Genomic DNA, 25,411 nt, shown 5'->3' with positions numbered 1-25,411 from the left:
CGAGCGTCCCCCGATTTGATAGCGATCTCATCATGAGCAACAAGAAAGCCGATTCGAAACCGCAGGCCAAGTATCCGGTCAACCTGCTCGACACGCCGTTCCCGATGCGCGGCGACCTGCCGAAGCGCGAGCCGCAGTGGGTCAAGGAATGGGAAACGCACGGCATCTACGAGAAGATCCGTGCAGCGAGCAAGGGCCGGCCGAAGTTCATCCTGCACGACGGCCCCCCGTATGCGAACGGCGACATCCACCTCGGCCACGCGGTGAACAAGATCCTGAAGGACATCGTCATCAAGTCGCGCAACATGGCGGGCTTCGACGCGCCGTACGTGCCGGGCTGGGACTGCCACGGGATGCCGATCGAGATCCAGATCGAGAAGCAGTTCGGCAAGTCGCTGCCGGCGGCCGAGGTGATGAGCAAGGCGCGCGCGTACGCGACCGAGCAGATCGAGAAGCAGAAGGTCGGCTTCAAGCGGCTCGGCGTGCTGGGCGACTGGAGCAACCCGTACAAGACGATGAACTTCGTCAACGAGGCCGGGGAAATCCGCGCGCTCGGCAAGATCCTCGAGAAGGGCTACGTGTATCGCGGGCTGAAGCCCGTGAACTGGTGCTTCGATTGCGGCTCGGCGCTCGCCGAGGCGGAAGTCGAGTACAAGGACCGCACCGACCCGACGATCGACGTGATGTTCACGTTCGCGGAGCCGGAAAAGACCGCGCAGGCATTCGGCCTGCCCGCGCTGCCGCGCGCCGACGGCGGCATCGTGATCTGGACCACCACGCCGTGGACGATCCCGGCGAACCAGGCGCTCAACCTCCATCCGGATATCGTCTACGCGCTCGTCGACACCGAGCGCGGCCTGCTGATCATCGCGGAAGAGCGCGTCGCCGCGTGCATGGAAGAGTTCAAGCTGACCGGCCGCGTCGTCGCGACGACGCGCGGCGAGAAGCTCGTCAACCTGCGCTTCAACCACCCGCTCGCCGCGGCCCACCCCGGCTACAAGCGCACGTCGCCCGTCTATCTCGGCGACTACGTGACGACCGACACCGGCACCGGCGTCGTGCACTCGTCGCCCGCGTATGGCGTCGAGGACTTCATCTCGTGCAAGGCGCACGGCATGATGGATTCGGACTTCATCAACCCGGTGATGGGCGACGGCCGTTACATCGAATCGCTGCCGCTGTTCGGCGGCCTGTCGATCTGGGACGCGAACCCGAAGATCGTCGACGCGCTGAACGCCGCGGGCACGCTGCTGCGCAACGAGAAGTACACGCACAGCTACATGCACTGCTGGCGCCACAAGACGCCGATCATCTACCGCGCGACGTCGCAGTGGTTCGCAGGCATGGACGTGACGCCGCACGACGGCGGCGCGACGCTGCGCGACACCGCGCTCGCGGGTGTCGACGCGACCGCGTTCTACCCGTCGTGGGGCAAGCAGCGCCTGCACAGCATGATCGAGAATCGCCCGGACTGGACGCTGTCGCGCCAGCGCCAATGGGGCGTGCCGATGGCGTTCTTCGTCCACAAGGAAACCGGCGAGCTGCATCCGCGCACGCTCGAGCTGCTCGAGGAAGTCGCGAAGCGCGTCGAGCAGTCGGGCATCGAGGCGTGGCAGACGCTCGATCCGCGCGAGCTGATCGGCGACGACGCGAACATGTACGAAAAGAATCGCGACACGCTCGACGTGTGGTTCGACTCGGGCACGACGCACTGGCACGTGCTGCGCGGCTCGCACAAGGACGACCTGCAGTTCCCGGCCGACCTGTACCTGGAAGGCTCGGACCAGCACCGCGGCTGGTTCCATTCGTCGCTCCTGACCGCGTCGATGCTCGACGGCTGCGCGCCGTACAAGGGCCTGCTCACGCACGGCTTCACGGTCGACGGCGAAGGCCGCAAGATGAGCAAGTCGCTCGGCAACGGCATCGATCCGCATGAAGTCGCGAACCGCCTCGGCGCGGAAATCATCCGCCTGTGGATCGCGTCGACCGACTACTCGGGCGAGCTCGCGATCTCCGAAGAGATCCTGAAGCGCGTCACGGAAGGCTATCGCCGGATCCGCAATACGCTGCGCTTCCTGCTCGCGAACCTGTCCGACTTCGACTACGCGCAGCACGCGCTGCCGGTCGGCGAGTGGCTCGAGATCGACCGCTACGCCGTCGCGTTCTCCACGCAGCTGCAGACCGAGCTGCTCGCGCACTACGAGAAGTACGAGTTCCACCCGGTCGTCGCGAAGCTGCAGACGTACTGCTCGGAGGATCTCGGCGGCTTCTACCTCGACGTGCTGAAGGACCGCCTGTATACGAGCGCGCCCGATTCGAAGGCGCGCCGCTCCGCGCAAACGGCGCTCTACCATCTGACGCAGGGCCTGCTGCGCGTGCTCGCGCCGTTCCTGTCGTTCACCGCGGAAGAAGCGTGGAAGGTGTTCCAGCCGGCGAGCGACACGATCTTCACGGAAACGTACTACGCGTATCCTGGCGTCGCCGACGCTGACGCGCTGATCGCGAAGTGGACGCTGTTGCGCGACGTGCGCGGCAACGTCACGAAGGCGCTCGAGGAAGCCCGCACCGCGAACCGCATCGGCTCGTCGCTGCAGGCGGAAGTGACCGTGCATGCGAGCGGCGCGCGCTACGACGCGCTCGCGAGCCTCGCCGACGATCTCAAGTTCGTGCTGATCACGTCGGCGGCCACCGTCGTCAAGGTCGACGACGAAGCGCAGGAAAGCGTCGACGTCGCAGCGTCGACGTGGCAGAAGTGCGAACGCTGCTGGCACTACCGCGACGACGTCGGCGCGCACGCCGATCATCCGACGCTGTGCGGCCGCTGCTTCTCGAACCTGTTTGAAAACGGCGAAACCCGGAGCGCAGCGTAAATATGGCGAAAACCCTGTCGAAATCGACAAGTGGCGCGCTCGCGCCGTGGCTCGGCATTTCGCTGATCGTCATCCTGTTCGACCAGCTGACGAAGATCGCGATCCTGAAGACCTTCGCGTATGGCGCGCAGCATGCGCTGACGTCGTTCTTCAATCTCGTGCTCGTCTACAACCGTGGCGCCGCGTTCGGCTTCCTGTCGACCGCAAGCGGCTGGCAGCGCTGGGCGTTCACCGCGCTCGGCATCGGCGCGACACTGGTGATCTGCTTCCTGCTGAAGCGTCACGGCCAGCAGCGCCTGTTCAGCCTGTCGCTCGCGCTGATCCTCGGCGGCGCGCTCGGCAACGTGATCGACCGGCTCATCTACGGCCACGTGATCGACTTCCTCGATTTCCACGTCGGCGCCTGGCACTTCCCGGCGTTCAACCTCGCCGATTCCGCGATCACGGTCGGCGCGGTGCTGCTGATCTACGACGAACTGCGTCGCGTGCGCGGCACGCGCTAAGCGCGCATACTCTGCGTCGACGGCCGGCCGTGCGCCGGCCGTCTTGATCGACCCCTTCGGAGGCCCGAGTTGGCACACGCAGAACTCGCAGGAAAACATCTCGTCCTCGGCCTGACGGGCGGCATCGCCTGCTACAAGATTGCCGAGCTCACGCGGCTGCTCACCAAGGCCGGCGCGACCGTGCAGGTCGCGATGACGGAAGCCGCCACCCAGTTCATCACGCCCGTCACGATGCAGGCGCTGTCCGGCCGGCCCGTCTACACGAGCCAATGGGACCCGCGCGTCGACAACAACATGGCGCACATCGACCTGTCGCGCGAAGCCGACGCGATCGTGATCGCGCCCGCGTCGACCGACTTCCTCGCGAAGCTCGCGCACGGTTTCGCGGACGACCTGCTGTCGACGCTGTGCGTCGCGCGCGACTGTCCGCTGCTCGTCGTGCCCGCGATGAACCGCCAGATGTGGCAGAACCCGGCCACGCAACGCAACGTCGCGCAGCTGCGCACCGACGGCGTGTCGGTGCTCGGCCCCGATTCGGGCGCGCAGGCGTGCGGCGAAGTCGGCGACGGCCGGATGCTCGAGCCGGAAGCGATCTACGAAGCGATCGTCTCGCACTTCCAGCCGAAGCGGCTTGCGCACCGGCGCGTGCTGATCACCGCCGGCCCGACGTTCGAACCGCTCGACCCCGTGCGCGGGCTCACGAACCGCTCGAGCGGCAAGATGGGCTTCGCGCTCGCACGCGCCGCGCAACAGGCCGGCGCGGAAGTGCATCTGGTCGCCGGCCCGGTCGCGCTCGCGACGCCGTGGGGCGTCTACCGCGAGGACGTGCAGACCGCGCAGCAGATGCACGACGCGGTGATGAATGCGGTGCCCGACGCCGACATCTTCATCGCGGTGGCCGCGGTGGCCGACTGGCGCGTCGCGCAGCCCGCCGAGCACAAGATGAAGAAGACCGCCGACCGCAAGATGCCCGCGCTGACGTTCGTCGAGAACCCGGACATCCTCGCGTCGGTTGCCGCACTGCCCGACCCGCCGTTCTGCGTCGGCTTCGCGGCCGAGAGCGGCGATCTCGACGTGCATGGCGACGAGAAGCGCAAGCGCAAGAACGTGCCGCTGCTCGTCGGCAACCTCGGCCCGCTGACGTTCGGCCGCGACGACAACGAAGTCGTGCTGTTCGAAGCAACCGGCATCACGCGCCTGCCGCGCGCGCCGAAGGACGAACTCGCGCACGTGCTCGTCGAGGAAATCGCAAAGCGCCTGCCCGACAACCGCCTGATCTGACCATACGCGCGGCGGCCTGCCCGCCGCCGCGCTCCATCATTAGCCATTCGACGACTGCATGAAACTCGACCTGAAGATCCTCGACGCGCGCATGCGCGACTACCTGCCCGCCTACGCGACGTCCGGCAGCGCCGGCCTCGACCTGCGCGCATGCCTCGACGCGCCGCTCACGCTGAAGCCGGGCGAGACCGCGCTGGTGCCGACCGGCCTCGCGATCCACCTCGCCGACGCCGGCTATGCGGCGCTGATCCTGCCGCGCTCGGGCCTCGGCCACAAGCACGGCATCGTGCTCGGCAACCTGGTCGGCCTGATCGACTCGGACTACCAGGGCGAGCTGATGATCTCGACGTGGAACCGCGGTCAGACGGAGTTCGTGCTGAACCCGTTCGAACGCCTCGCGCAACTCGTGATCGTGCCGGTCGTGCAGGCGCAGTTCAACATCGTCGGCGATTTCGCCACGAGCGATCGCGGCGAAGGCGGCTTCGGCAGCACCGGCCGTCATTGAACGACAAAAGGGGCGGCGCATGCGCGCCGCCCCTTCTTCGTTCAGCCCTTCTACATCATTATTCGACCGGCTGCGCGATCCGCACGACCGCCGGTGTCGGCTGCCGCCGCTGCGCGATCGTCGCGTAGATGACCAACGCCACCAGCACGCTCAACAGCACCGCCGACGAGCCGATGGTACCGAGTGCGAGGCCGCCCTTCGCGACCGGCTTCGTCAGCAGATCGCCCACGGTCGCGCCGAACGGACGCGTCAGCACGAACGCCGCCCAGAACAGGAATACGCCCGAGATCCGCGTGAAGTAATGCGCGAGCACGATCACGGCGATCAGGCCGCCGATCAGCAGCGCGCCGCCGGCGAAGCCGAGGCCCGAGCTGTCCGCGAGAAAATCGCCGAGCGCGGTGCCGAGCGTGTTCGAGAACAGGATCGCGATCCAGTACAGCATCTCGACCTTGCGCGTGCGGATCTCGTCGACCGACAGCGACTCGCCGGTCAGGCGCCACACCGCGAAGATCGCCAGCAGGATCGCGACGAGGATCGACGAGCCGGCCGCATAGCCGAGGCCGAGCGTGCGATCCATGAAATCGGACATCGTCGTGCCGGCCGTGCTGGTCGCGACGATCACCGCCCAGTAAATCGCCGGGCGATAGCGCGTCGTCTTCAACTGTGCGCCGAGCGTGACGAGGAAGAAACCGAACAGCAGGATCGAGCTCACCGCGTAGCCGACGTTCAGCGTCATCGACAGCAGGTCGCCGCCGGTTTCGCCGAGCGTGGTCGCGCAGATCTTCATGATCCAGAACGCGAGCGTGATTTCGGGCAATTTTTTCATTCGAACCTCATGCAGGAATACGCGGCGACGCGGTCGAGACCGCATCGCCTTGCAGACGGATCGAATGGTAATCAACGCTTCCTTAACGCGTCGTTAACGCGTCCATGGCGTCCTCGATGCGGTGTCGTCATCCGGCATCCCATGCGGGGACGGCGCACGACAAGCGTGTTCGCGCGGGGTCGGAACGCGACCGGGCACCACGCGGGCGGCCGTGCGGCGGCGCCCGAGGCCGCAGCAGCGTGCACCGCGCCGGCCAGCCCAGCCGTCAGCGCGCGTGCCGGCGCCGGTAATGCAGCGCGTACGCGAGCGTGAGCAGCACGACGAACACGACGCCGACCGCCATCGTCATCCGGAACTCGTGCGTGAATGCCGTCGTGACAAGGATCGCGGCGAGCAGGCCGGCGCCGAGCAAGCTGCCGAACGGATGCCACCACATCCGGAACGCGAGCGCCGGGCCGCGGTAATGCCGGCGGAAGCGCAGATGCGTGACGAAGATCATCAGCCACGTGAACAGCGCGCCGAACATCGCGATCGCCATCATCACGGTAAATGCGGTGTCCGGCGACAGCGCGACGAGCACGGCCGCGACCGCGACGCCGCTCGTCGACACCCACAGCGCCGCACGCGGCACGCCGTTCGCGCCGAGCCGGCCGAACAGCGCCGGGGCGAGGCGCGCGCGCGACAGGCTGAACATCATCCGCGTCGTCACGTAGAGCTGGCTGTTCATCGCCGACAGCGCGGCGATCAGCACGACGAAGTTGATCACCCCCGCCGCATACGGCACGCGCGTCGCGGCCATTACCTTCACGAACGGGCTTTCGTCGGTGCCCGCCTGCGTCCACGGCACGATCGCGAGCATCAGCGCGAGCGTCAGCAGGTAGAACAGCACGAGCCGGAACACCGTCGAGCGGAACGCGCGCGTGACCGCGTGCTGCGGATCGCGCGCCTCGCCTGCCGCGATCGCGACGGCTTCGATGCTCATGTAGCTGAAGATCGCGACGATCACCGCGACCCACGTGCCCCACGGCCCCTTCGGCAGGAAGCCGCCGTGCGTGGTGTAGTTCGCGAAGCCGATGCCGGACGCGGCCGGCGCCGACCAGACGATATACGCGCCCAGCACGATGAACACGATGATCGCCGCGATCTTCAGCAGCGAAAACGCATACTCGACCGAACCGTACAGCGTGACGCTCGACAGGTTGACGGCGATCAGCAGCGCCGAGAAGCCGATGACCCAGTACCAGCCCGGCACGGCGGGGAACCAGTACTTCATGAACACCGCGATCGCGCTGATCTCGGTGCCGATCGCGAATACCACCGCGAACCAGTACGCATAGCGCACGAGAAAACCGGCGAGCGGGCCGACGTAATGCTCCGCATACGCGCCGAACGACCCGGCGGTCGGGTGCGCGACGGTCATTTCCGCGAGCGCGCCCATCAGCAGCAGCGCGATCAGCGCGCCGATCGCATACGAGATCATCACGCTCGGGCCGGCGAGCCCGATCGCGAATCCGCTGCCGAGGAACAGCCCCGTGCCGATCGCGCCGCCGATCGCGATCATCGCCATCTGCCCCGACGACAATGCGTGGCGCAGCCCTTGTTCGCGCTCGACGATGCTGTCGAACGTCCGTTGTTGTTGAGTCACCGCTTCCTCACTCCCTGCACCCACGCTGGCGCCGCCGGCGCCAGATAAAACGAAACGGCGCGGAAGACTTCCCGCGCCGTTGGCTTGAAACGAGCAATTATCGCTTATTCGACTTCGACCGCCTCCTCGTTCGGCTTGTGTGGCGGATTCGCCAGCTTGTCGAACGACAGCAGTATCTTGTCGTTTTCGTCGACGTCGACCGTCACGTGACCGCCGTTGACGAGCTTGCCGAACAGCAGCTCGTCGGCCAGCGCGCGGCGGATCGTGTCCTGGATCAGCCGCTGCATCGGCCGCGCGCCCATCAGCGGGTCGAAGCCATGCTTCGCGAGATGCTTGCGCAGCGCGTCGGTGAACAACGCGTCGACCTTCTTCTCGTGGAGCTGGTCCTCGAGCTGGATCAGGAACTTGTCGACCACGCGCATGATGATTTCCTCATCGAGCGAGCGGAAGCTGATGATCGAGTCGAGCCGGTTGCGGAACTCCGGCGTGAACAGGCGCTTGATGTCGGCCATCTCATCGCCGGTTTCGCGGCGCGTCGTGAAGCCGATCGACGCCTTCTGCATCGACTCGGCGCCCGCGTTCGTCGTCATGATGATGATGACGTTGCGGAAATCCGCCTTGCGGCCGTTGTTGTCCGTCAGCGTGCCGTGATCCATCACCTGCAGCAGCACGTTGAAGATGTCCGGATGCGCCTTCTCGATCTCGTCGAGCAGCAGCACGCAGTGCGGCTTCTTCGTGACGGCTTCGGTCAACAGGCCGCCCTGGTCGAACCCGACGTAGCCCGGCGGCGCGCCGATCAGGCGGCTCACCGCGTGGCGCTCCATGTATTCCGACATGTCGAAGCGGATCAGCTCGATGCCGAGCGTGAACGCGAGCTGGCGCGCCACTTCGGTCTTGCCGACGCCGGTCGGGCCGGAGAACAGGAACGCGCCGATCGGCTTGTCCAGCTTGCCGAGGCCCGCGCGCGCCATCTTGATCGATGCCGCGAGCGCGTCGATCGCCGGATCCTGCCCGAACACGACGCTCTTCAGGTCGCGATCGAGCGTCTGCAGCTTGCTGCGGTCGTCCTGCGACACGCTCTGCGCCGGCACGCGCGCGATCTTCGAGATGATTTCCTCGATCTCGCTCTTGCCGATCGTCTTCTTCTGCTTCGACTTCGGCAGGATGCGCTGCGCGGCGCCCGCCTCGTCGATCACGTCGATCGCCTTGTCCGGCAGGTGACGGTCGGTGATGAAGCGCGCCGACAGTTCGGCCGCCGCCGACAGTGCACCCGACGAATACTTGACGCCGTGATGCTCCTCGAAGCGCGACTTCAGCCCGCGCAGGATCGCGACCGTCTGCTCGACGGTCGGCTCGGTCACGTCGACCTTCTGGAAGCGCCGCGACAGCGCCGCATCCTTCTCGAAGATGCCGCGGTACTCGGTGAACGTCGTCGCGCCGATGCACTTGAGCGTGCCCGACGACAGCGCCGGCTTCAGCAGGTTCGACGCATCGAGCGTGCCGCCCGACGCCGCGCCGGCGCCGATCAGCGTATGGATCTCGTCGATGAACAGGATCGCGTGCGGGCGCTCCTTCAGCTCCTTCAGCACCGTCTTCAGGCGCTGCTCGAAATCGCCGCGATACTTGGTGCCTGCGAGCAGCGCGCCCATGTCGAGCGAATACACCTGCGCGTTCGCGAGGATGTCCGGCACTTCGCCGCGCGTGATGCGATACGCGAGGCCTTCGGCGATCGCGGTCTTGCCGACACCGGCTTCGCCGACGAGCAGCGGATTGTTCTTGCGGCGGCGGCACAGCACCTGCACGACGCGCTCGACTTCGGACTCGCGCCCGATCAGCGGATCGATGCGGCCGTCCTTCGCCATCTGGTTCAGGTTCTGCGTGAACTGCGCGAGCGGGGTTTCCTTCTGCGCATTCGCGTCTTCGCTCTCGCTGTTCGCGTCGCTCGCCTTCGCGGCCTCGCCGCTATTCGTCTTCGCGATGCCGTGCGAGATGAAGTTCACGACGTCGAGCCGCGTGACGCCCTGCTGCTGCAGGTAGTACACGGCATGCGAATCCTTCTCGCCGAAGATCGCGACGAGCACGTTCGCGCCCGTGACTTCCTTCTTGCCGTTCGACGTCGACTGGACGTGCATGATCGCGCGCTGGATCACGCGCTGGAAACCGAGCGTCGGTTGCGTATCGACGTCGTCGGTGCCCGGGACGGTGGGCGTATTGTCGTGGATGAAATTGCGCAGGTTCTGACGCAGGTCCTCGATGTTTGCCGCGCACGCGCGCAACACCTCGGCCGCCGTCGGATTATCCAGCAGGGCCAGCAGCAGATGCTCGACCGTTATGAACTCATGGCGCGCCTGGCGTGCTTCCATGAACGCCATGTGCAGGCTGACTTCCAATTCCTGGGCAATCATGCTTCCTCCATCACGCACTGCAGCGGATGCCCGGCCTGCCGCGCATGGGTAACGACTTGCTCAACCTTGGTCGACGCGATGTCCCGCGTATAGACCCCACAAACCCCTCGCCCTTCGCGATGGACCTTCAGCATGATCTGCGTGGCCGTCTCGCGATCCTTCCTGAAATATTCCTGCACGACCATCACGACAAATTCCATCGGCGTGAAGTCGTCATTGAGCAGCACCACCTTGTACATCGAAGGCGGCTTCAGCTTCTGCTGCTTGCGTTCCAGGACGGTACTGTCCTGCTTGTCCGGGATAATCGCCATACACCCATTCTAAACAACTCGGACAGGCCCGCAATCCTGCCATAACCCGACCGACTGGCCGGTGCCCTCCCCGGAACCCCGGAATCACGCGTACTGTCGCGCCATACGAAAGCCGGCTGCGGTGCCGGCTTTCACGCGTGGCGCGGGACACGTTCCGTCACGGAGAATCGCACCGCGACGTCGCGTCCGCATCCAGTATCCCACAAGCCGGGACGGCTCGAACGCGTGTCACTCGAGCCTGGTATATGAGCCGATTATGCGACTTTTCAAGTGCGCGCGCTTGGCCGCATGCTGCAAAGCAAAGCCGGAAAAACCCTGAAAATGGGTTCTTTACAACGTCCCTCTATACGTCTAAAAATTCTCTTGACACTCCAATAAAGAGCGCCAACAATCAAGCTGGCACTTTTTTCAATTTGTCTGAACGGCGAAGCGAGAAGAGAAAGGCCGAGGTGAGCTTGTGAGGGGGGAACGGCTGTATTTTCGGGTCGTTTAGCTTTTCGAGCGTGCTCGTGGTAAGTAGCGACTGTGTGACAGGGGAAGTAGGTATGGCAACTGGTATTGTCAAATGGTTCAATGACGCGAAGGGCTTCGGTTTCATCACTCCCGACGAGGGCGGTGAGGATCTGTTTGCACACTTCTCGGCCATCAACATGCAGGGTTTCAAGACCCTGAAGGAAGGCCAGAAGGTGAGCTTCGAGGTCGTGCAAGGACCGAAAGGCAAGCAAGCTTCGAACATCCAGGCCGCCTGAGGGCAACGGATTTCGGACGAAGGAACCCGGCTCAACGCCGGGTTTCTTTTTTTGCGGTCGACTTTCGATTGGCCGGCCTGTTCGCCTAATCCAGCCGCACTACCGGCGATTGTCGGGCCGCACATGCAAATCGCGCGTGTTCATCCGATACGCCGCTGACGCCGGCGACACATCACACGACCTTCAGCGTACCCATCATGCCGAGATCCTCGTGCTCGAGGATGTGGCAATGAAACATGCGCTCGCCTCGCATGTCTTGCGTGGTGAGGATCGTCACGGTTTCGCCGCTCCGCACGTTCACCGTGTCGCGCCACGCGCGGAACGGTTCCTGCGTACGGGTGCCGTTCGACGCACGCTCGGTCACCTGGAATTGCGTGCCGTGCAGATGGAACGGGTGGTCCATGTCGGTGTCGTTGCGGATCGTCCAGCGCTCGACGTCACCCATGCGGCTCGTCAACGTCGCACGGTGCGGCGCGTAAGTGTCGCCGTTGATGGTGAAGCGCATGCCCGCGGGGCGGCCATGCACCGGCGCGCCCATCATCGCGTCCATGTCCATTTCCTCGCCGAACGCGATCTCCTTGTGCGCTGCCGGCTCACCGAGTGCCGGCACTGCGCGCAACGTCGCCGGCAGCGCGCGCGCGGCGGCCGGTGCGAACGCAACGTCCGCCAGCGGCATCGCGGGATCCGGCGGCAGGCTGCCGTGCCCGTCGTCGGACATCGCCATCTTGCGCCGGTCGTATTCGGCCGCCTGCAGCACCGCGCGCGACGCGCGGTCGCCGGCGCGCACCAGCAATTCCGCGCGTTGGCCCGGCGCGAGCAGCAGCGACGTGACGCGGCGCGCTGCATCGAACAGCCCGCCGTCGGTGCCAACCTGCTCGAACGCGCGTCCGTCGTCGAACGCGAGCCGCAGATAGCGCGCGCTGCATGCGTTCCATACGCGCCAGCGCTCGTCGCCGGCGATGTCGATGCGCGGCCGGCGCGCGCCGTTGACCAGCACGAACTGGCCTTCCCGACCGTTCATCCAGTCCATCATGTCGTTCGGCGGAATCGTGCCGTCGCGCGCGAGCTTCAGATCGGACACGAACAGGTTCCGCTCCGGCCAGCCGGCAAGCGGATCGTCGGCCGCGCGCACGACGAACGGCCCGGCCAGCCCGCGAAATACCTGCTCGGCCGTCATCATGTGCGGGTGCGGGTGATACCAGTATGTGCCCGCGCTCCCCTTCGGCAACGTGAAGCGATAGACCTGCGACGCCCCCGGCGCGACCGGATCGGACGGGTTGCCGTCCTGGTCCGGCGGCACCGGCAGCCCGTGCCAGTGGATCGTCGACGGCTGCGGCAACCGGTTCACGAACCGGATCTCGACCGTATCGCCCTCCCGCACATCGATCAACGGCCCGACGACCGGGCCCTGCGTACCCGCGCCGAATTGCCAGAACGTCGTCGGCCGCGCGCCGTGCAGCAGCGCTCGCGCAACCGGCTGTGCGACCAGCGTCGCGCGGAACGTCCCGGGCTCGCGGCTCTCGTTGGCGAGCGCGCGCAGCGACGCCAGCGGCGCGCCGGCCGGCAGCGCGTCGGCAGCCGCGAGCGCGGCCGGCCGTGCCGCCTTCGCATGCTGTCCGTGCGACGACGTGCCGGCCATGCCGGGCATGTCGTCCATCTGATCCATGTCTTCCATGCCCGCATGACCCGCGTGCTGCGCCCAAGCGCCGCGCGCGAACAGCGACGCGACGGCAACGCCGACGGCGCGCGACAGGAATGCTCTGCGTATCATCAATCGGTCCTCGTTCTTGACGGTTGTTCTTCGGGAAGCTGTCGTCCGGTACGATGCCGGCGCCCGTTGCCCGCGTCATCATAACCGGACGCCCGCACTGAAATTCGGCGGCGCCGATCGGGCGGCGAAACGTCGCAGACCGGCACCCGCCCTCGGTGGAATCCGACAGCGGGCGAGCCGCCGAAACGGCCGTTCGCGACCAGGATCGGCCGTGGCGGCTACGCATCGTCCGCAAAACACCCAAAATTTCACGATACGGAACGAACCCCTGCGTTATAAAAATTCGTGGTGCAGGGCACAAATCTTCTGTTTCGCGATGCCAAAAAGCCTTCCGCGATACGAAACAGCGAAAACAAGCACTTGTTTTTAAAAGAAAATTTTTGTTTCGAGCAGCAGTTCTACCTGCACCATCCGAACGGGGTCCGGACGTAGACTTCTTCACATGCACTGACGTTACGCAACGACGTTCGACACGCACCACCGACGAACCCGACGCAACCGCCAGTCGAGCCAGAGTCTGCCGAACCGGCAGCAGGCGCCACGGATTCGAAACGCGTGTGATCAGAAAGGGAGAACGGAAATGATGGGATTTCGCTTTGGTTCAGCGCTCGGGTCGTTCTACATCCTGCCGGGCAACGGCGGCTGGGAAGCGACGTTCGGCAATGCCCTGCTCGGTGCGTTCTCGTGCCCCGAGCTTGCCGCAGACCACATCTCCCGCGGCGACTGCCCGCAACTGTCCGAACTGGACACGGCAACGCTCGAAGTGCCGCACGAAATCGCGGAATGGGAAATCGTCCACGTGTGAGTGGCGAGCCGCCAACGAAAAACGCCCCGGGCGTCCGGGGCGTTTTTCTTTTCGGTGGGGTGGCCGGCCGCCGGGCATGATGCCCGGCAGCGGCTCGCGCAATCGCGCCTGCGCAGATCGTCAGGCGACGGCGTCGACGATGCCGTTCAGCGTCGCGCTCGGGCGCATCGCCTGGCTCGTCAGGTCGACGTTCGGGCGATAGTAGCCGCCGATGGCCTGCGGCTTGCCCTGCGCGCCCGACAGTTCCTCGAGAATGCGCGCTTCGTTGTCGGCGAGCGCCTTCGCGACATCGGCGAACTGTGCCTGCAGCGCGGCATCCTCGGCCTGCGCAGCGAGCGCCTGCGCCCAGTACAGGCACAGGTAGAAGTGGCTGCCGCGGTTGTCGAGGCCGCCGACCTTGCGCGCCGGCGACTTGTTCTCGTCGAGGAACTTGCCGGTTGCCTGGTCGAGCGTCTTCGCGAGCACGAGCGCCTTCGGGTTCTGGTACGCGTGGCCGAGGTGTTCGAGCGATGCGGCAAGCGCGAGGAATTCGCCGAGCGAATCCCAGCGCAGGAAGCCCTCTTCGACGAACTGCTGCACGTGCTTCGGCGCGGAACCGCCGGCGCCCGTTTCGAACATGCCGCCACCCGCCATCAGCGGCACGATCGACAGCATCTTCGCGCTGGTGCCGAGCTCCATGATCGGGAACAGGTCGGTCAGGTAGTCGCGCAGCACGTTGCCCGTCACCGAGATCGTGTCCTTGCCCGCGCGGATGCGATCGAGCGAGAAGCGGGTCGCGTCGACCGGCGTCATGATGCGGATGTCGAGGCCGTTCGTGTCGTGGTCCTTCAGGTAGCGCTCGACCTTCGCGATGACCTGCGCGTCGTGCGCGCGCGCCGGATCGAGCCAGAACACGGCCGGTGCGCCGGTTGCGCGTGCGCGGTTCACCGCGAGCTTGACCCAGTCCTGCACCGGCGCGTCCTTCGTCTGGCACATGCGCCAGATGTCGCCCGCTTCGACCGCGTGCTCGAGCAGCACGTTGCCCGCTTCGTCGGTCGCGCGCACGACGCCGTCCGCCGCGATCTGGAACGTCTTGTCGTGCGAACCGTATTCTTCCGCTGCCTGCGCCATCAGGCCGACGTTCGGCACGCTGCCCATCGTGACCGGGTCGAACGCGCCATGCTGCTTGCAGTCCTCGATAACAGCCTGGTAGACGCCCGCGTAGCAGCGGTCCGGAATCACGGCCTTCGCGTCGTACAGCGCGCCGTCCGGGCCCCACATGCCGCCCGATTCGCGGATCATCGCCGGCATCGAAGCATCGACGATCACGTCGCTCGGCACGTGCAGGTTCGTGATGCCCTTGTCCGAGTTGACCATCGCGAGACGCGGGCGCACCGCGTATTCGGCCTTGATGTCGGCTTCGATCGCGTCACGCGTGTCGGCCGGCAGGTCCTTCAGGCGCGCATACAGGTCGCCGATGCCGTTGTTCGGGTTGAAGCCGGCCTGCGCGAGCACGTCCGCGTGCTTCGCGAGCGCGTCCTTGTAGAACACCGACACCGCGTGGCCGAACAGGATCGGATCGGAGACCTTCATCATGGTCGCCTTCAGGTGCAGCGAGAACAGCACGTCCTGCGCCTTCGCGTCGGCGATCTGCGCTTCCAGGAAGCTGCGCAGCGCCTTCTTGCTCATCACCGACGCGTCGATGATCTCGCCCGCCTTGACGGCCGTCTTTTCCTTCAGCACCTGCTTCGTGCCGTCTGCCTTCGTCAGCTCGATCTTCACGCTGCCGGCGTCGGCGATCAGCGCCGATTTCTCGCTGCCGTAGAAGTCACCTTCGCTCATGTGCGCGACGTGCGCCTTCGAATCGGCCTTCCACGCGCCCATCTTGTGCGGATGCTTGCGTGCGTAGTTCTTGACCGACAGCGGCGCGCGGCGGTCCGAGTTGCCTTCGCGCAGCACCGGGTTCACCGCGCTGCCCTTGATCTTGTCGTAGCGGGCCTTGACGGCCTTCTCTTCATCAGTCGACGGCTCTTCCGGGTACGCGGGCAGCTTGTAGCCCTGCGCCTGCAGTTCGGCGATCGCGGCCTTCAGTTGCGGCACCGATGCGCTGATGTTCGGCAGCTTGATGATGTTGGCTTCCGGCTTCAGCGTGAGCTGGCCCAGCTCGGCCAGATCGTCCGATCCCTTCTGCTCGGACGGCAGGACGTCCGCGAATGCGGCGATGATGCGGCCGGCGAGCGAGATGTCGCGCGTCTCGACGGCGACGCCGGACGAGCGCGTGAAGGCCTTGACGATCGGCAGCAGCGAGTAGGTCGCGAGCGCAGGCGCTTCGTCGGTGAGGGTGTAGATGATCTTGGGCGAAGTGGACATGGTCGATGCGTTGCTACTTGAAAATTGGGACTGAAGATCGCCGGCGGTACCGGCGGAAGTGCGACCGGGTCGGTCGCGTAAGGGGGGGTCCGGCAGTAGGCGCCGGGGCGGCCGGCCATGCGCCGGCACACCCCGGAGGGGACTTACATGTTCTCGATCAGCACTTCGCCGAAGCCCGAGCACGACACCTGCGTCGCGCTTTCCATCAGGCGCGCGAAGTCGTACGTGACGCGCTTCTGAAGGATCGACTTTTCCATCGCGGCGATGATCACGTCGGCCGCCTCGGTCCAGCCGAGATGGCGCAGCATCATTTCGGCCGACAGGATTTCGGAACCGGGGTTCACGTAATCCTTGCCTGCGTACTTCGGCGCGGTGCCGTGCGTCGCCTCGAACATCGCGACCGAATCCGACAGGTTCGCGCCCGGCGCGATGCCGATGCCGCCGACCTGTGCGGCCAGCGCGTCGGAGATGTAGTCGCCGTTCAGGTTCAGCGTCGCGATCACGTCGTACTCGGCCGGGCGCAGCAGGATCTGCTGCAGGAACGCATCGGCGATCGAATCCTTGATGACGATCTCGCCGCCCGTCTTCGGGTTCTTCACGCGCATCCACGGGCCGCCGTCGATCAGCTCGCCGCCGAATTCCTTCTGCGCGAGCGCGTAGCCGGCATCACGGAACAGGCCTTCCGTGAACTTCATGATGTTGCCCTTGTGCACCAGCGTGACCGACTTGCGGTCGTTGTCGATCGCGTACTGGATCGCCTTGCGCACGAGCCGCTCGGTGCCTTCCGTCGACACGGGCTTGACGCCGATGCCCGACGTTTCCGGGAAGCGGATCTTCTTCACGCCCATCTCGTCCTGCAGGAACTTGATGACCTTCTTCGCCTGCTCCGACTCGGCCGGCCACTCGATGCCCGCGTAGATGTCTTCCGAATTCTCGCGGAAGATCACCATGTCGATCTTTTCCGGCTCGCGCACCGGCGACGGCACGCCCTTGAAGTACTGCACCGGACGCAGGCACACGTACAGGTCGAGCTCCTGGCGCAGCGCGACGTTCAGCGACCGGATGCCGCCGCCGACCGGGGTCGTCAGCGGCCCCTTGATCGACACCACGTATTCCTTCAGCACCTGCAGCGTCTCGTCCGGCAGCCACACGTCCGGACCGTAGACCTTCGTCGCCTTCTCGCCCGCATAGATCTCCATCCAGTGGATCTTGCGCTTGCCCTTGTACGCCCGCTCGACCGCCGCGTCGACGACCTTGATCATGACCGGGGTGATATCGAAGCCCGTACCGTCGCCTTCGATATAGGGAATGATCGGCTGATCGGAAACGTTGAGCGTGAAATCCTTGTTGACGGTGATCTTGTCACCGCCCTCCGGAACCTTGATGTGCTGATACGGCATGATCGACTCCAGTGACGTGGCTGAGCAGGTAAGGCTGGTCGAAAGCTGCGCAGTGACGGGATCGCGGCTGGCGTCTCCCGTGACTGCTGCAGCGAGCCGCTATTCTAGCGCCCCTATCGGGCACGGCGGCGCGAAGCGCGGCGCTGCGTATCAAGTCTTCCCTTATGTCTTATATAAGACAGAGGACTTGGCGTTCCGTATTATGCATTAAGATTCCGCCATTTGCCATAGACCGCCCGCCCCGCCCTTCCGGCGCGCCGGGCACGCGTTCCGCCATGACCCTGATCGCCCTCAACAAGCCGTTCGGCACGATTTGCCAGTTTTCCGCGCACGAGACGCGACCGTCGCTCGGCGACTGGGTAAGAACGCCCGGTGTCTACGCGGCCGGCCGGCTCGACGCGGACAGCGAGGGGCTGCTGCTGCTCACCGACGACGGCGCGCTGCAGGCGCGCATCGCCGAACCGCGGCACAAGCTCGTCAAGCGCTACTGGGCGCAGGTCGACGGCGCGCCGGCGCCGGCCGACCTGAAGGCGCTCGCGCGCGGCGTCGATCTCGGCGACTACGTGACGCGCCCGTGCCGCGCCGAATTCATCGAGCCGCCCGCCGCGCTGTGGCCGCGCAACCCGCCGATCCGCTACCGCGCGGCGATCCCGACCACGTGGATCGAGCTCGCGATCACCGAAGGCAAGAACCGCCAGGTGCGCCGGATGACCGCGGCGGTCGGCTTTCCGACCTTGCGCCTCGTGCGCGTCGGCATTGGCGCGCTCGACATATTCGCGCTCGGCATTGCACCAGGAGAAACAATCGAGCTGCCGCCGCGGGCGCCGTGGGACGGTTTCGCGCGCCTCGAATGACATTTCCGTGATGCGTGATTTTTTTCGTCAACCGCCTGCGAAGATCGCGCGTTAAACGACGCAGATGCCACCCTGAGCTATCCGGCATTGGCAGCCGAACCGCGTTTGCGTCACGAAAGCGACGTTTTTTTCGAATACGATTCGGCGCCCGCAGCGCAAAGAGAAATTTCTCGGAGCGTCTGTCAACCGAAAGGTGGATGGCACCGTTAGACGTCATGACTCCTATGCCGGGTCATTTGGTTAATTAACTAAAGCTGAGGAACACAACATGAACAAACTGATCGCCGCTCTGGTCGCTGGTCTCTTCGCAACGGCTGCTTTCGCACAAGCTTCGGCTCCGGCCGCTGCACCGGCTGCTGCTGCTCCGGCAGAAGCTGCTTCGGCACCGGCAAAGAAGGCAAACCACAAGAAGCACCACGCAGCTAAGAAGCACCACGCTGCTAAGAAGGCTGCAAGCGAAGCCGAAGCCCCGGCAGCTGCTTCGAACTAAGTAAGCAAGTTGCAAGAATAACGCAGTCAAGAACACGTTGTTGCCGTTCTTACGGCGTTGAAAGGCAGGTCACCGCAAGGCGATCTGCCTTTTTCTTTTTTGTGCCCGCCGATTTGTGCGCGCCCGATGTGTTCCCGCCGATACGCATCGCGTACCATGCGGGTCTCGATTTTCCGAAAGGAGCCCTGCTGTGCGATTCTCCCTGCGCTCGTCGCTCGGCCGCCTTGCGCGCGCCGCCGTGTTTCCCGCCGCGTTGGCCGTCGCCGCGGTCGGCATGCAATCCGCCGTCGCACAGATGCCGCCCGGCGCCAAGCAGCCGAGCGAGTTTCCGCGCGTCAAGCTGCGCGCCGGCATGTACGTGATCGACGCGGCCGTCGCGGCCAACGATGCCGATCGCGAACAGGGGCTGATGTACCGCTCGCAGCTCGCGCCGAACGAAGGGATGCTGTTCGTGTTCAACGAGAACGCCGTGCACTGCTTCTGGATGAAGAACACGCTGATCCCGCTGTCGATCGCGTTCATCCGCGCGGACGGCACGATCACCGACATCGACGAGATGCAGGCCGAGACGACCAACAACCACTGCCCGCGCAACAACGGCGTCTATGCGCTCGAGATGAGCAAGGGCTGGTTCGCGGCGAAGGGCATCAAGCCCGGCATGAAGCTCGACGGGCTGCCGCAGCCGCAGTGACGGCACCGCCGCGGCGCGTCGCCGCGCGTGCCTGCCGGCCGGCCGCCTCCTGCGCGCCGGCTTTTTTTTCGCCCGCCGTGCATCTTGATTCCGGCTGCACGGCCCCTATCTGCAAAAGCCACACGCAAGCGCTATGCTTTAAATCTCGCTTGAATTCCCCGGACCGGCGCAGCCGGCCGGCTTACGACCCGAACCACTGGAGGTTCACGTGCCCCGCAAAACCCCCATCGAGCGCTATCGCAATATCGGGATCAGCGCTCACATCGATGCCGGCAAAACCACGACTACCGAGCGCATCCTGTTTTATACCGGAGTGAGCCACAAGATCGGCGAAGTGCACGATGGTGCGGCCACGATGGACTGGATGGAGCAGGAGCAGGAACGCGGCATCACGATCACGTCGGCCGCGACGACCGCGTTCTGGAAGGGCATGGCCGGCAATTATCCGGAACACCGGATCAACATCATCGACACCCCCGGGCACGTCGACTTCACGATCGAAGTCGAGCGCTCGATGCGCGTGCTCGACGGCGCATGCATGGTCTACGACTCGGTCGGCGGCGTGCAGCCGCAGTCCGAAACCGTGTGGCGCCAGGCGAACAAGTACAAGGTGCCGCGCATCGCGTTCGTCAACAAGATGGACCGCGTCGGCGCCGACTTCTTCCGCGTGCAGCGGCAGATCGGCGAGCGCCTGAAAGGCATCGCCGTACCGATCCAGATTCCGGTCGGCGCGGAAGACCATTTCCAGGGCGTCGTCGATCTCGTGAAGATGAAGGCGATCGTCTGGGACGACGAAAGCCAGGGCGTGAAGTTCACGTACGAGGACATCCCGGCGAACCTCGTCGAGCTCGCGCACGAGTGGCGCGAGAAGATGGTCGAGGCTGCGGCCGAGGCCAGCGAGGAACTGCTCGAGAAGTACCTGACCGACCACAACTCGCTGACCGAGGAAGAAATCAAGGCCGCGCTGCGCAAGCGCACGATCGCGAACGAGATCGTGCCGATGCTCTGTGGCAGCGCGTTCAAGAACAAGGGCGTGCAGGCGATGCTCGATGCGGTGATCGACTACCTGCCGTCGCCCGCCGACGTGCCCGCGATCCTCGGTCACGATCTCAACGACAACGAAGCGGAACGTCATCCGAGCGACGACGAGCCGTTCTCCGCGCTCGCGTTCAAGATCATGACCGACCCGTTCGTCGGCCAGCTGATCTTCTTCCGCGTGTATTCGGGCGTCGTCGAATCGGGCGACACGGTGCTGAACCCGACGAAGGACAAGAAGGAACGGCTCGGCCGGATCCTGCAGATGCACGCGAACGAGCGCAAGGAAATCAAGGAAGTGCGCGCGGGCGACATCGCCGCGGCGGTCGGCCTGAAGGAAGCGACGACGGGCGACACGCTGTGCGATCCGGGCAAGCCGATCATCCTCGAGAAGATGGAATTCCCCGAGCCGGTGATCTCGCAGGCCGTCGAGCCGAAGACCAAGGCCGACCAGGAAAAGATGGGGCTCGCGCTGAACCGCCTCGCGCAGGAAGATCCGTCGTTCCGCGTGCAGACCGACGAAGAATCGGGCCAGACGATCATCTCCGGGATGGGCGAACTGCACCTCGAGATCATCGTCGACCGGATGCGGCGCGAGTTCGGCGTGGAAGCGACGGTCGGCAAGCCGCAGGTTGCGTATCGCGAGACGGTGCGCACCGTCGCCGAGGACGTCGAGGGCAAGTTCGTCAAGCAGTCGGGTGGTCGCGGCCAGTACGGTCACGCGGTGATCAAGCTCGAGCCGAACCCCGGCAAGGGCTATGAATTCCTCGACGAGATCAAGGGCGGCGTGATTCCGCGCGAGTTCATCCCGGCGGTCAACAAGGGCATCGAGGAGACGCTGAAGAGCGGCGTGCTCGCGGGCTACCCGGTCGTCGACGTGAAGGTGCACCTGACGTTCGGTTCGTACCACGACGTCGACTCGAACGAAAACGCGTTCCGCATGGCCGGCTCGATGGCGTTCAAGGAAGCGATGCGCCGCGCGAAGCCGGTGCTGCTCGAGCCGATGATGGCGGTCGAGGTCGAGACGCCCGAGGACTTCATGGGCAACGTGATGGGCGACCTGTCGAGCCGGCGCGGCATCGTGCAGGGGATGGAGGACATCGCGGGCGGCGGCGGCAAGCTGGTGCGCGCCGAGGTGCCGCTCGCGGAAATGTTCGGCTACTCGACGTCGCTGCGTTCGGCGACGCAGGGCCGCGCGACCTACACGATGGAGTTCAAGCACTACGCGGAGACGCCGACGAACGTGTCGGAAGCGGTGATCAACGCGAAGCGCACCGATACGCGGTAACGTCGGCAGCCGCTGCAGCACCCGAAGCCCGTCCGTTCGCGGACGGGCTTTTTTTCGTCGCGCGCACGCCCCGGACACGCGCCGGAATTCCGGCGAAGCGCGCGTCGCAACCGCATTCGCCACATTGCGGCACGACAATTTTGACCGGACGGCCGTGCATTTTGTGCGTGACACAATGCACGGCATACCATCAGACGAATCCACGCCGATGCTGCTGTCCCCTGCCCTGCGCCGCCTGCTGATGCTCTATGCGGGACTGATCGCCGCCAACGCCGCGGTCTGGGTATGGGCGCTCGCGGCGCTGCGCGATCGGCCGCTGCTGCTCGGCACGGCGGCGATCGCCTATGGACTCGGGCTGCGCCACGCGGTCGATGCGGACCACATCGCCGCGATCGACGTCGCGACCCGCAAGCTGATGCAGCACGGGCAGCGTCCGCTGACGGTCGGCCTGTTCTTCTCGCTCGGTCATTCGACGATCGTCGTCGCCGCGACGCTCGGCGTCGCGCTGACCGCGTTCGTGCTGCGCGACCGTTTCGACGCGTTTCGCGACATCGGCGGCACGCTCGGCACTGCCGTGTCCGCAACGTTCCTGCTCGTGCTGGCCGGCGTGAACCTCGCGATCCTGCGCGACGTATGGCGGCGCTACCGCCGCGCGCCGGACGGTGCGCACGCGGAGGCCACGCACACGCACCGGCCTGCCGGCTTCGTTACGCGGCTGCTGCGTCCGCTGTTCCGGTTCGTGTCGAAGAGCTGGCACATGTATCCGGTCGGCGTGCTGTTCGGGCTCGGTTTCGATACTGCAACCGAAATCGGCCTGCTTGCGATCGCCGCCACGCAGGCGAGTCAGGGCCTGCCGCTCTACGCGATCCTGCTGTTTCCCGCGCTGTTCATGGCCGGCATGACGCTGATCGATTCGACGGACAACGTGCTGATGATCCACGCATATGGCTGGGCGATGGACGATCCGCAGCGCAAGCTCCTTTACAACGCGAGCATCACGTTCGTGTCCGCGGCGGTCGCGCTCGCGATCGGTGGCATCGAGGCAGCCAGCCTGCTCGCCGACAAGCTCGCGCTGACAGGCCCCGTGCGCGATGCGCTCGACGCGGCCGGCGAACGGTTCGGCGTGATCGGATACGGGATCGTCGCGCTGTTTCTGACCTGCTGGATCGCGTCGATCCTGTTCCACCGCTGGCGGCGTGCGGCCGACGCGCCGACACGCTGCGCTTCCTCCTGACGTTTCAATTCAGAAACCAAACCCCTCCTCCGACGTTTCAGCGCTGGTCGCGCGGAGCCCTCACGCCTTGCACGACGGGCGTGAGCGACCGTTGGCACGGTTATCGCAGTAACGGGTCCGCACGGCGGGCCCGCGTGCCGATCGAAGTTTCCGGCAGGTCATGACCTGGCCGGATGAAATCGGCCGCCGAAACAACATCGCATCTTCTGGCCCCTGGGCACCACACGCATAAAGCCGCGCGGCGACGGGGATCGCGCGCTTTGGGAGGCCAATGATGCACAAGACGAAAAAGCCGTTCCGCGCGGCGGGACGATGCTATCGCGCGACCTTGCTCGCAGCAGCCGCATTCGCGTGCTGCTGCGGCACGTTTGCGATCGCGCAAGAGACCACGCCCGCCGGGCTGAGCGCCGCGCAGTCGCGCGACGCCGCGCCATTCTCCTCACTGTTGCAAATCGCGCAGAACGCGATGCCGGCCGGCACGTTCGATGCGTCCGCCGATACCGACGTCACGAAGCTGCTCGCCGAACTGGCGTCGCCCTGTTCCGCCGATCCGGTGGCGTGCCGATCGGGCTCCCATCTCGCCGGCGGCGGCGTGGGCGGCAACGGCGACAGCGGAGTCGGTAGTGGCGGCAGCACGGGCAGTGGCAGTGGAAGCGGCAGCAGTGGAAACAACGGAAATGGCGCCGTCGGGCCCGCAGGTATCGGAGTCGGAGGAACGACTGGTTCGACAGCCGGCGGCACGACGGGAAATGGTCACAGTGGTGGCAACTCCACAGGCAACGCGTCGGGCGCCGGAGGCAACGGCAGCGGAAGTTCGGGTGGTGGGACTTCGGGTGGCGGCCACTCCGGTGGCAGCACTTCCGGTGGCGGCACTTCCGGTGGCGGTACTTCCGGTGGCAGCACTTCGGGCGGCGGTACGTCGGGCGGCGGTACGTCGGGCGGCGGTACGTCGGGCGGCGGTACGTCGGGCGGCGGCACGTCGGGCGGCGGCACGTCGGGCGGCGGCACGTCGGGCGGCGGCACGTCGGGCGGCGGCACGTCGGGCGGCGGCACGTCGGGCGGCGGCACGTCGGGCGGCGGTACCTCGGGTGGCGGCACGTCGGGCGGCGGTACCTCGGGTGGCGGCACGTCGGGTGGCGGTACCTCGGGCGGCGGCACTTCGGGCGGCGGCGACTGCGGCTGCGGAGGCCACGGCGGACATGGTGGACACGGCGGCAGCGGTGGCAGCGGTGGCAGCGGTGGCAGCGGTGGTAACGGCGGCAGCGGTGGTAACGGCGGCAGCGGCGGTAACGGCGGTAACGGCGGTGGTCACGGCAATGGCGGCAGCGGCGGCAGCGGCGGCAGCGGTGGTCACGGCGATGGCGGCGGCAGCGGCGGCAGCGGCGGTAGCGGCAGCGGCGGCAGCGGCGGTAGCGGCAGCGGCGGTAGCGGCAGCGGCGGTAGCGGCGGTAACGGCGGCAGCGGCGGTAACGGCGGCAGCGGCGGCAACGGCGGCAGCGGCGGTAGCGGCGGTAGCGGCGGTAGCGGCGGTAGCGGCGGTAGCGGCGGCAGCGGCGGCAGCGGCGGTAACGGCGGCAGCGGCGGCAATGGCGGCAGCGGCGGTAGCGGCGGTAGCGGCGGCAGCGGCGGCAGCGGCAGCGGCGGCAGCGGCGGCAGCGGCGGCAACGGCGGTGGTCACGGCAATGGCGGTAACGGCGGCAGCGGCGGTAGCGGCGGCAGCGGCGGCAGCGGCGGCAACGGCGGTGGTCACGGCAATGGCGGTAACGGCGGTAACGGCGGCAGCGGCGGCAGCGGCGGCAGCGGCGGCAACGGCGGTGGTCACGGCAATGGCGGTAACGGCGGCAGCGGCGGTAGCGGCGGTAGCGGCGGCAGCGGCGGCAGCGGCGGCAGCGGCGGCAACGGCGGTGGTCACGGCAATGGCGGTAACGGCGGTAACGGCGGCAGCGGCGGTAACGGCGGCAGCGGCGGTAGCGGCGGTAGCGGCGGTAGCGGCGGTAGCGGCGGTAGCGGCGGTAGCGGCGGTAGCGGCGGTAGCGGCGGTAGCGGCGGCAGCGGCGGCAGCGGCGGCAACGGCGGCAACGGCGGCAACGGCGGTGGTCACGGCAATGGCGGCAACGGCGGCAGCGGCGGTAACGGCGGCAGCGGCGGTAACGGCGGTAACGGCGGTGGTCACGGCAATGGCGGCAACGGCGGCAGCGGCGGCGACGGCGGTAACGGCGGCAGCGGCAGCAACGGCGGCAACGGCGGCCATGGCAACGGCGGCGGCAACGGCAATGGCAACGGGAGTGGAGGCGCCGGCAACGGTGGCGCCAATGGCGTTGGCAATGGCAACGGCAATGGCGGCAGCAATGGCGGCAATGGCAACAGCGGCGGCCACGGCCACTGACTCGCGGCGCCGT

The 25,411-nt window shown here is 66.2% G+C and carries 19 protein-coding genes; 12 read left to right on the top strand and 7 right to left on the bottom strand.

Annotated elements, in window-relative coordinates; genetic code table 11:
• Positions 1-32: 32 nt before the first annotated feature.
• From ileS to dut, 4 genes are all read left to right on the top strand, one after another.
• Positions 33-2,870, top strand: coding sequence for an isoleucine--tRNA ligase (gene ileS / locus ACV229_RS37420; RefSeq protein ID WP_448088084.1), 2,838 nt, complete (start codon positions 33-35; stop codon positions 2,868-2,870).
• Between the two features lie 2 nt (positions 2,871-2,872).
• Positions 2,873-3,373 carry a signal peptidase II gene (gene lspA / locus ACV229_RS37415; RefSeq protein WP_448088083.1) on the top strand — a complete coding sequence of 167 codons (501 nt, stop codon included), beginning with the start codon at positions 2,873-2,875 and terminating at the stop codon, positions 3,371-3,373.
• A gap of 69 nt (positions 3,374-3,442) precedes the next feature.
• Positions 3,443-4,654 carry a bifunctional phosphopantothenoylcysteine decarboxylase/phosphopantothenate--cysteine ligase CoaBC gene (gene coaBC, locus ACV229_RS37410; protein ID WP_448088082.1) on the top strand — a complete coding sequence of 404 codons (1,212 nt, stop codon included), beginning with the start codon at positions 3,443-3,445 and terminating at the stop codon, positions 4,652-4,654.
• Between the two features lie 58 nt (positions 4,655-4,712).
• Positions 4,713-5,159 (top strand): dUTP diphosphatase, encoded by a 447-nt coding sequence (gene dut, locus ACV229_RS37405; protein ID WP_448088081.1) that lies wholly within the window; start codon positions 4,713-4,715, stop codon positions 5,157-5,159.
• Between the two features lie 58 nt (positions 5,160-5,217).
• Here the strand turns inward: dut and ACV229_RS37400 are convergent, their stop codons facing one another.
• From ACV229_RS37400 to clpS, 4 genes are all read right to left on the bottom strand, one after another.
• Positions 5,218-5,985: a COG4705 family protein gene (locus ACV229_RS37400; RefSeq protein ID WP_448088080.1), complete on the bottom strand. Its 768-nt coding sequence runs from the start codon at positions 5,983-5,985 to the stop codon at positions 5,218-5,220.
• 265 nt (positions 5,986-6,250) lie between these two features.
• The gene (locus tag ACV229_RS37395) at positions 6,251-7,630 is read right to left on the bottom strand and encodes an amino acid permease (RefSeq protein WP_448088079.1); all 1,380 of its coding nucleotides are present in this window, start codon (positions 7,628-7,630) and stop codon (positions 6,251-6,253) included.
• Between the two features lie 104 nt (positions 7,631-7,734).
• On the bottom strand, positions 7,735-10,035 hold the full coding sequence (gene clpA / locus ACV229_RS37390) for an ATP-dependent Clp protease ATP-binding subunit ClpA (protein ID WP_448088078.1): 2,301 nt from the start codon (positions 10,033-10,035) through the stop codon (positions 7,735-7,737).
• A complete protein-coding gene (clpS, locus tag ACV229_RS37385; protein WP_059975503.1) occupies positions 10,032-10,346 on the bottom strand; it encodes an ATP-dependent Clp protease adapter ClpS in 315 nt (104 codons plus the stop codon). Before clpS ends, clpA begins: the two co-directional genes overlap by 4 nt.
• A gap of 545 nt (positions 10,347-10,891) precedes the next feature.
• On the opposite strand from clpS, the gene ACV229_RS37380 reads away from it, so the two are divergent.
• Positions 10,892-11,095 carry a cold-shock protein gene (locus tag ACV229_RS37380; protein WP_004196460.1) on the top strand — a complete coding sequence of 68 codons (204 nt, stop codon included), beginning with the start codon at positions 10,892-10,894 and terminating at the stop codon, positions 11,093-11,095.
• A gap of 172 nt (positions 11,096-11,267) precedes the next feature.
• Here the strand turns inward: ACV229_RS37380 and ACV229_RS37375 are convergent, their stop codons facing one another.
• Positions 11,268-12,866 carry a multicopper oxidase family protein gene (locus ACV229_RS37375; RefSeq protein WP_448088077.1) on the bottom strand — a complete coding sequence of 533 codons (1,599 nt, stop codon included), beginning with the start codon at positions 12,864-12,866 and terminating at the stop codon, positions 11,268-11,270.
• 580 nt (positions 12,867-13,446) lie between these two features.
• Between ACV229_RS37375 and ACV229_RS37370 the strand changes: the two genes are divergently transcribed.
• Positions 13,447-13,671, top strand: a complete 225-nt coding sequence (locus ACV229_RS37370) for a hypothetical protein (protein ID WP_448077376.1) — start codon at positions 13,447-13,449, stop codon at positions 13,669-13,671.
• A 120-nt stretch (positions 13,672-13,791) separates the two neighbouring features.
• Here ACV229_RS37370 and ACV229_RS37365 read toward each other — a convergent pair whose 3' ends face one another.
• Complete coding sequence (locus ACV229_RS37365) at positions 13,792-16,020, bottom strand: NADP-dependent isocitrate dehydrogenase (RefSeq protein WP_448088076.1); 2,229 nt, start codon at positions 16,018-16,020, stop codon at positions 13,792-13,794.
• 143 nt (positions 16,021-16,163) lie between these two features.
• Positions 16,164-17,420, bottom strand: coding sequence for an NADP-dependent isocitrate dehydrogenase (gene icd, locus ACV229_RS37360; protein ID WP_448088075.1), 1,257 nt, complete (start codon positions 17,418-17,420; stop codon positions 16,164-16,166).
• Between the two features lie 275 nt (positions 17,421-17,695).
• Here icd and ACV229_RS37355 point away from each other — a divergent pair, with 275 nt between their 5' ends.
• The 6 genes from ACV229_RS37355 (at position 17,696) to ACV229_RS37330 (ending at position 25,398) form a co-directional block, all read left to right on the top strand.
• Positions 17,696-18,274: a pseudouridine synthase gene (locus ACV229_RS37355; protein ID WP_448088074.1), complete on the top strand. Its 579-nt coding sequence runs from the start codon at positions 17,696-17,698 to the stop codon at positions 18,272-18,274.
• Positions 18,275-18,542: 268 nt separating this feature from the next.
• Positions 18,543-18,764 carry a hypothetical protein gene (locus ACV229_RS37350; RefSeq protein WP_448088073.1) on the top strand — a complete coding sequence of 74 codons (222 nt, stop codon included), beginning with the start codon at positions 18,543-18,545 and terminating at the stop codon, positions 18,762-18,764.
• Positions 18,765-18,954: 190 nt separating this feature from the next.
• Positions 18,955-19,455, top strand: coding sequence for a DUF192 domain-containing protein (locus ACV229_RS37345; RefSeq protein WP_448088072.1), 501 nt, complete (start codon positions 18,955-18,957; stop codon positions 19,453-19,455).
• Between the two features lie 208 nt (positions 19,456-19,663).
• On the top strand, positions 19,664-21,778 hold the full coding sequence (gene fusA, locus ACV229_RS37340; protein ID WP_448088071.1) for an elongation factor G: 2,115 nt from the start codon (positions 19,664-19,666) through the stop codon (positions 21,776-21,778).
• Between the two features lie 175 nt (positions 21,779-21,953).
• Positions 21,954-23,012 (top strand): HoxN/HupN/NixA family nickel/cobalt transporter, encoded by a 1,059-nt coding sequence (locus ACV229_RS37335; RefSeq protein WP_448088070.1) that lies wholly within the window; start codon positions 21,954-21,956, stop codon positions 23,010-23,012.
• A 274-nt stretch (positions 23,013-23,286) separates the two neighbouring features.
• The gene (locus tag ACV229_RS37330; protein ID WP_448088069.1) at positions 23,287-25,398 is read left to right on the top strand and encodes a hypothetical protein; all 2,112 of its coding nucleotides are present in this window, start codon (positions 23,287-23,289) and stop codon (positions 25,396-25,398) included.
• Positions 25,399-25,411: the final 13 nt, after the last annotated feature.

The organism is Burkholderia sp. MR1-5-21 (assembly GCF_053427715.1).
Note: the sequence above shows the minus strand (reverse complement) of the source record. Positions and strands in the feature narration are given on the sequence as shown.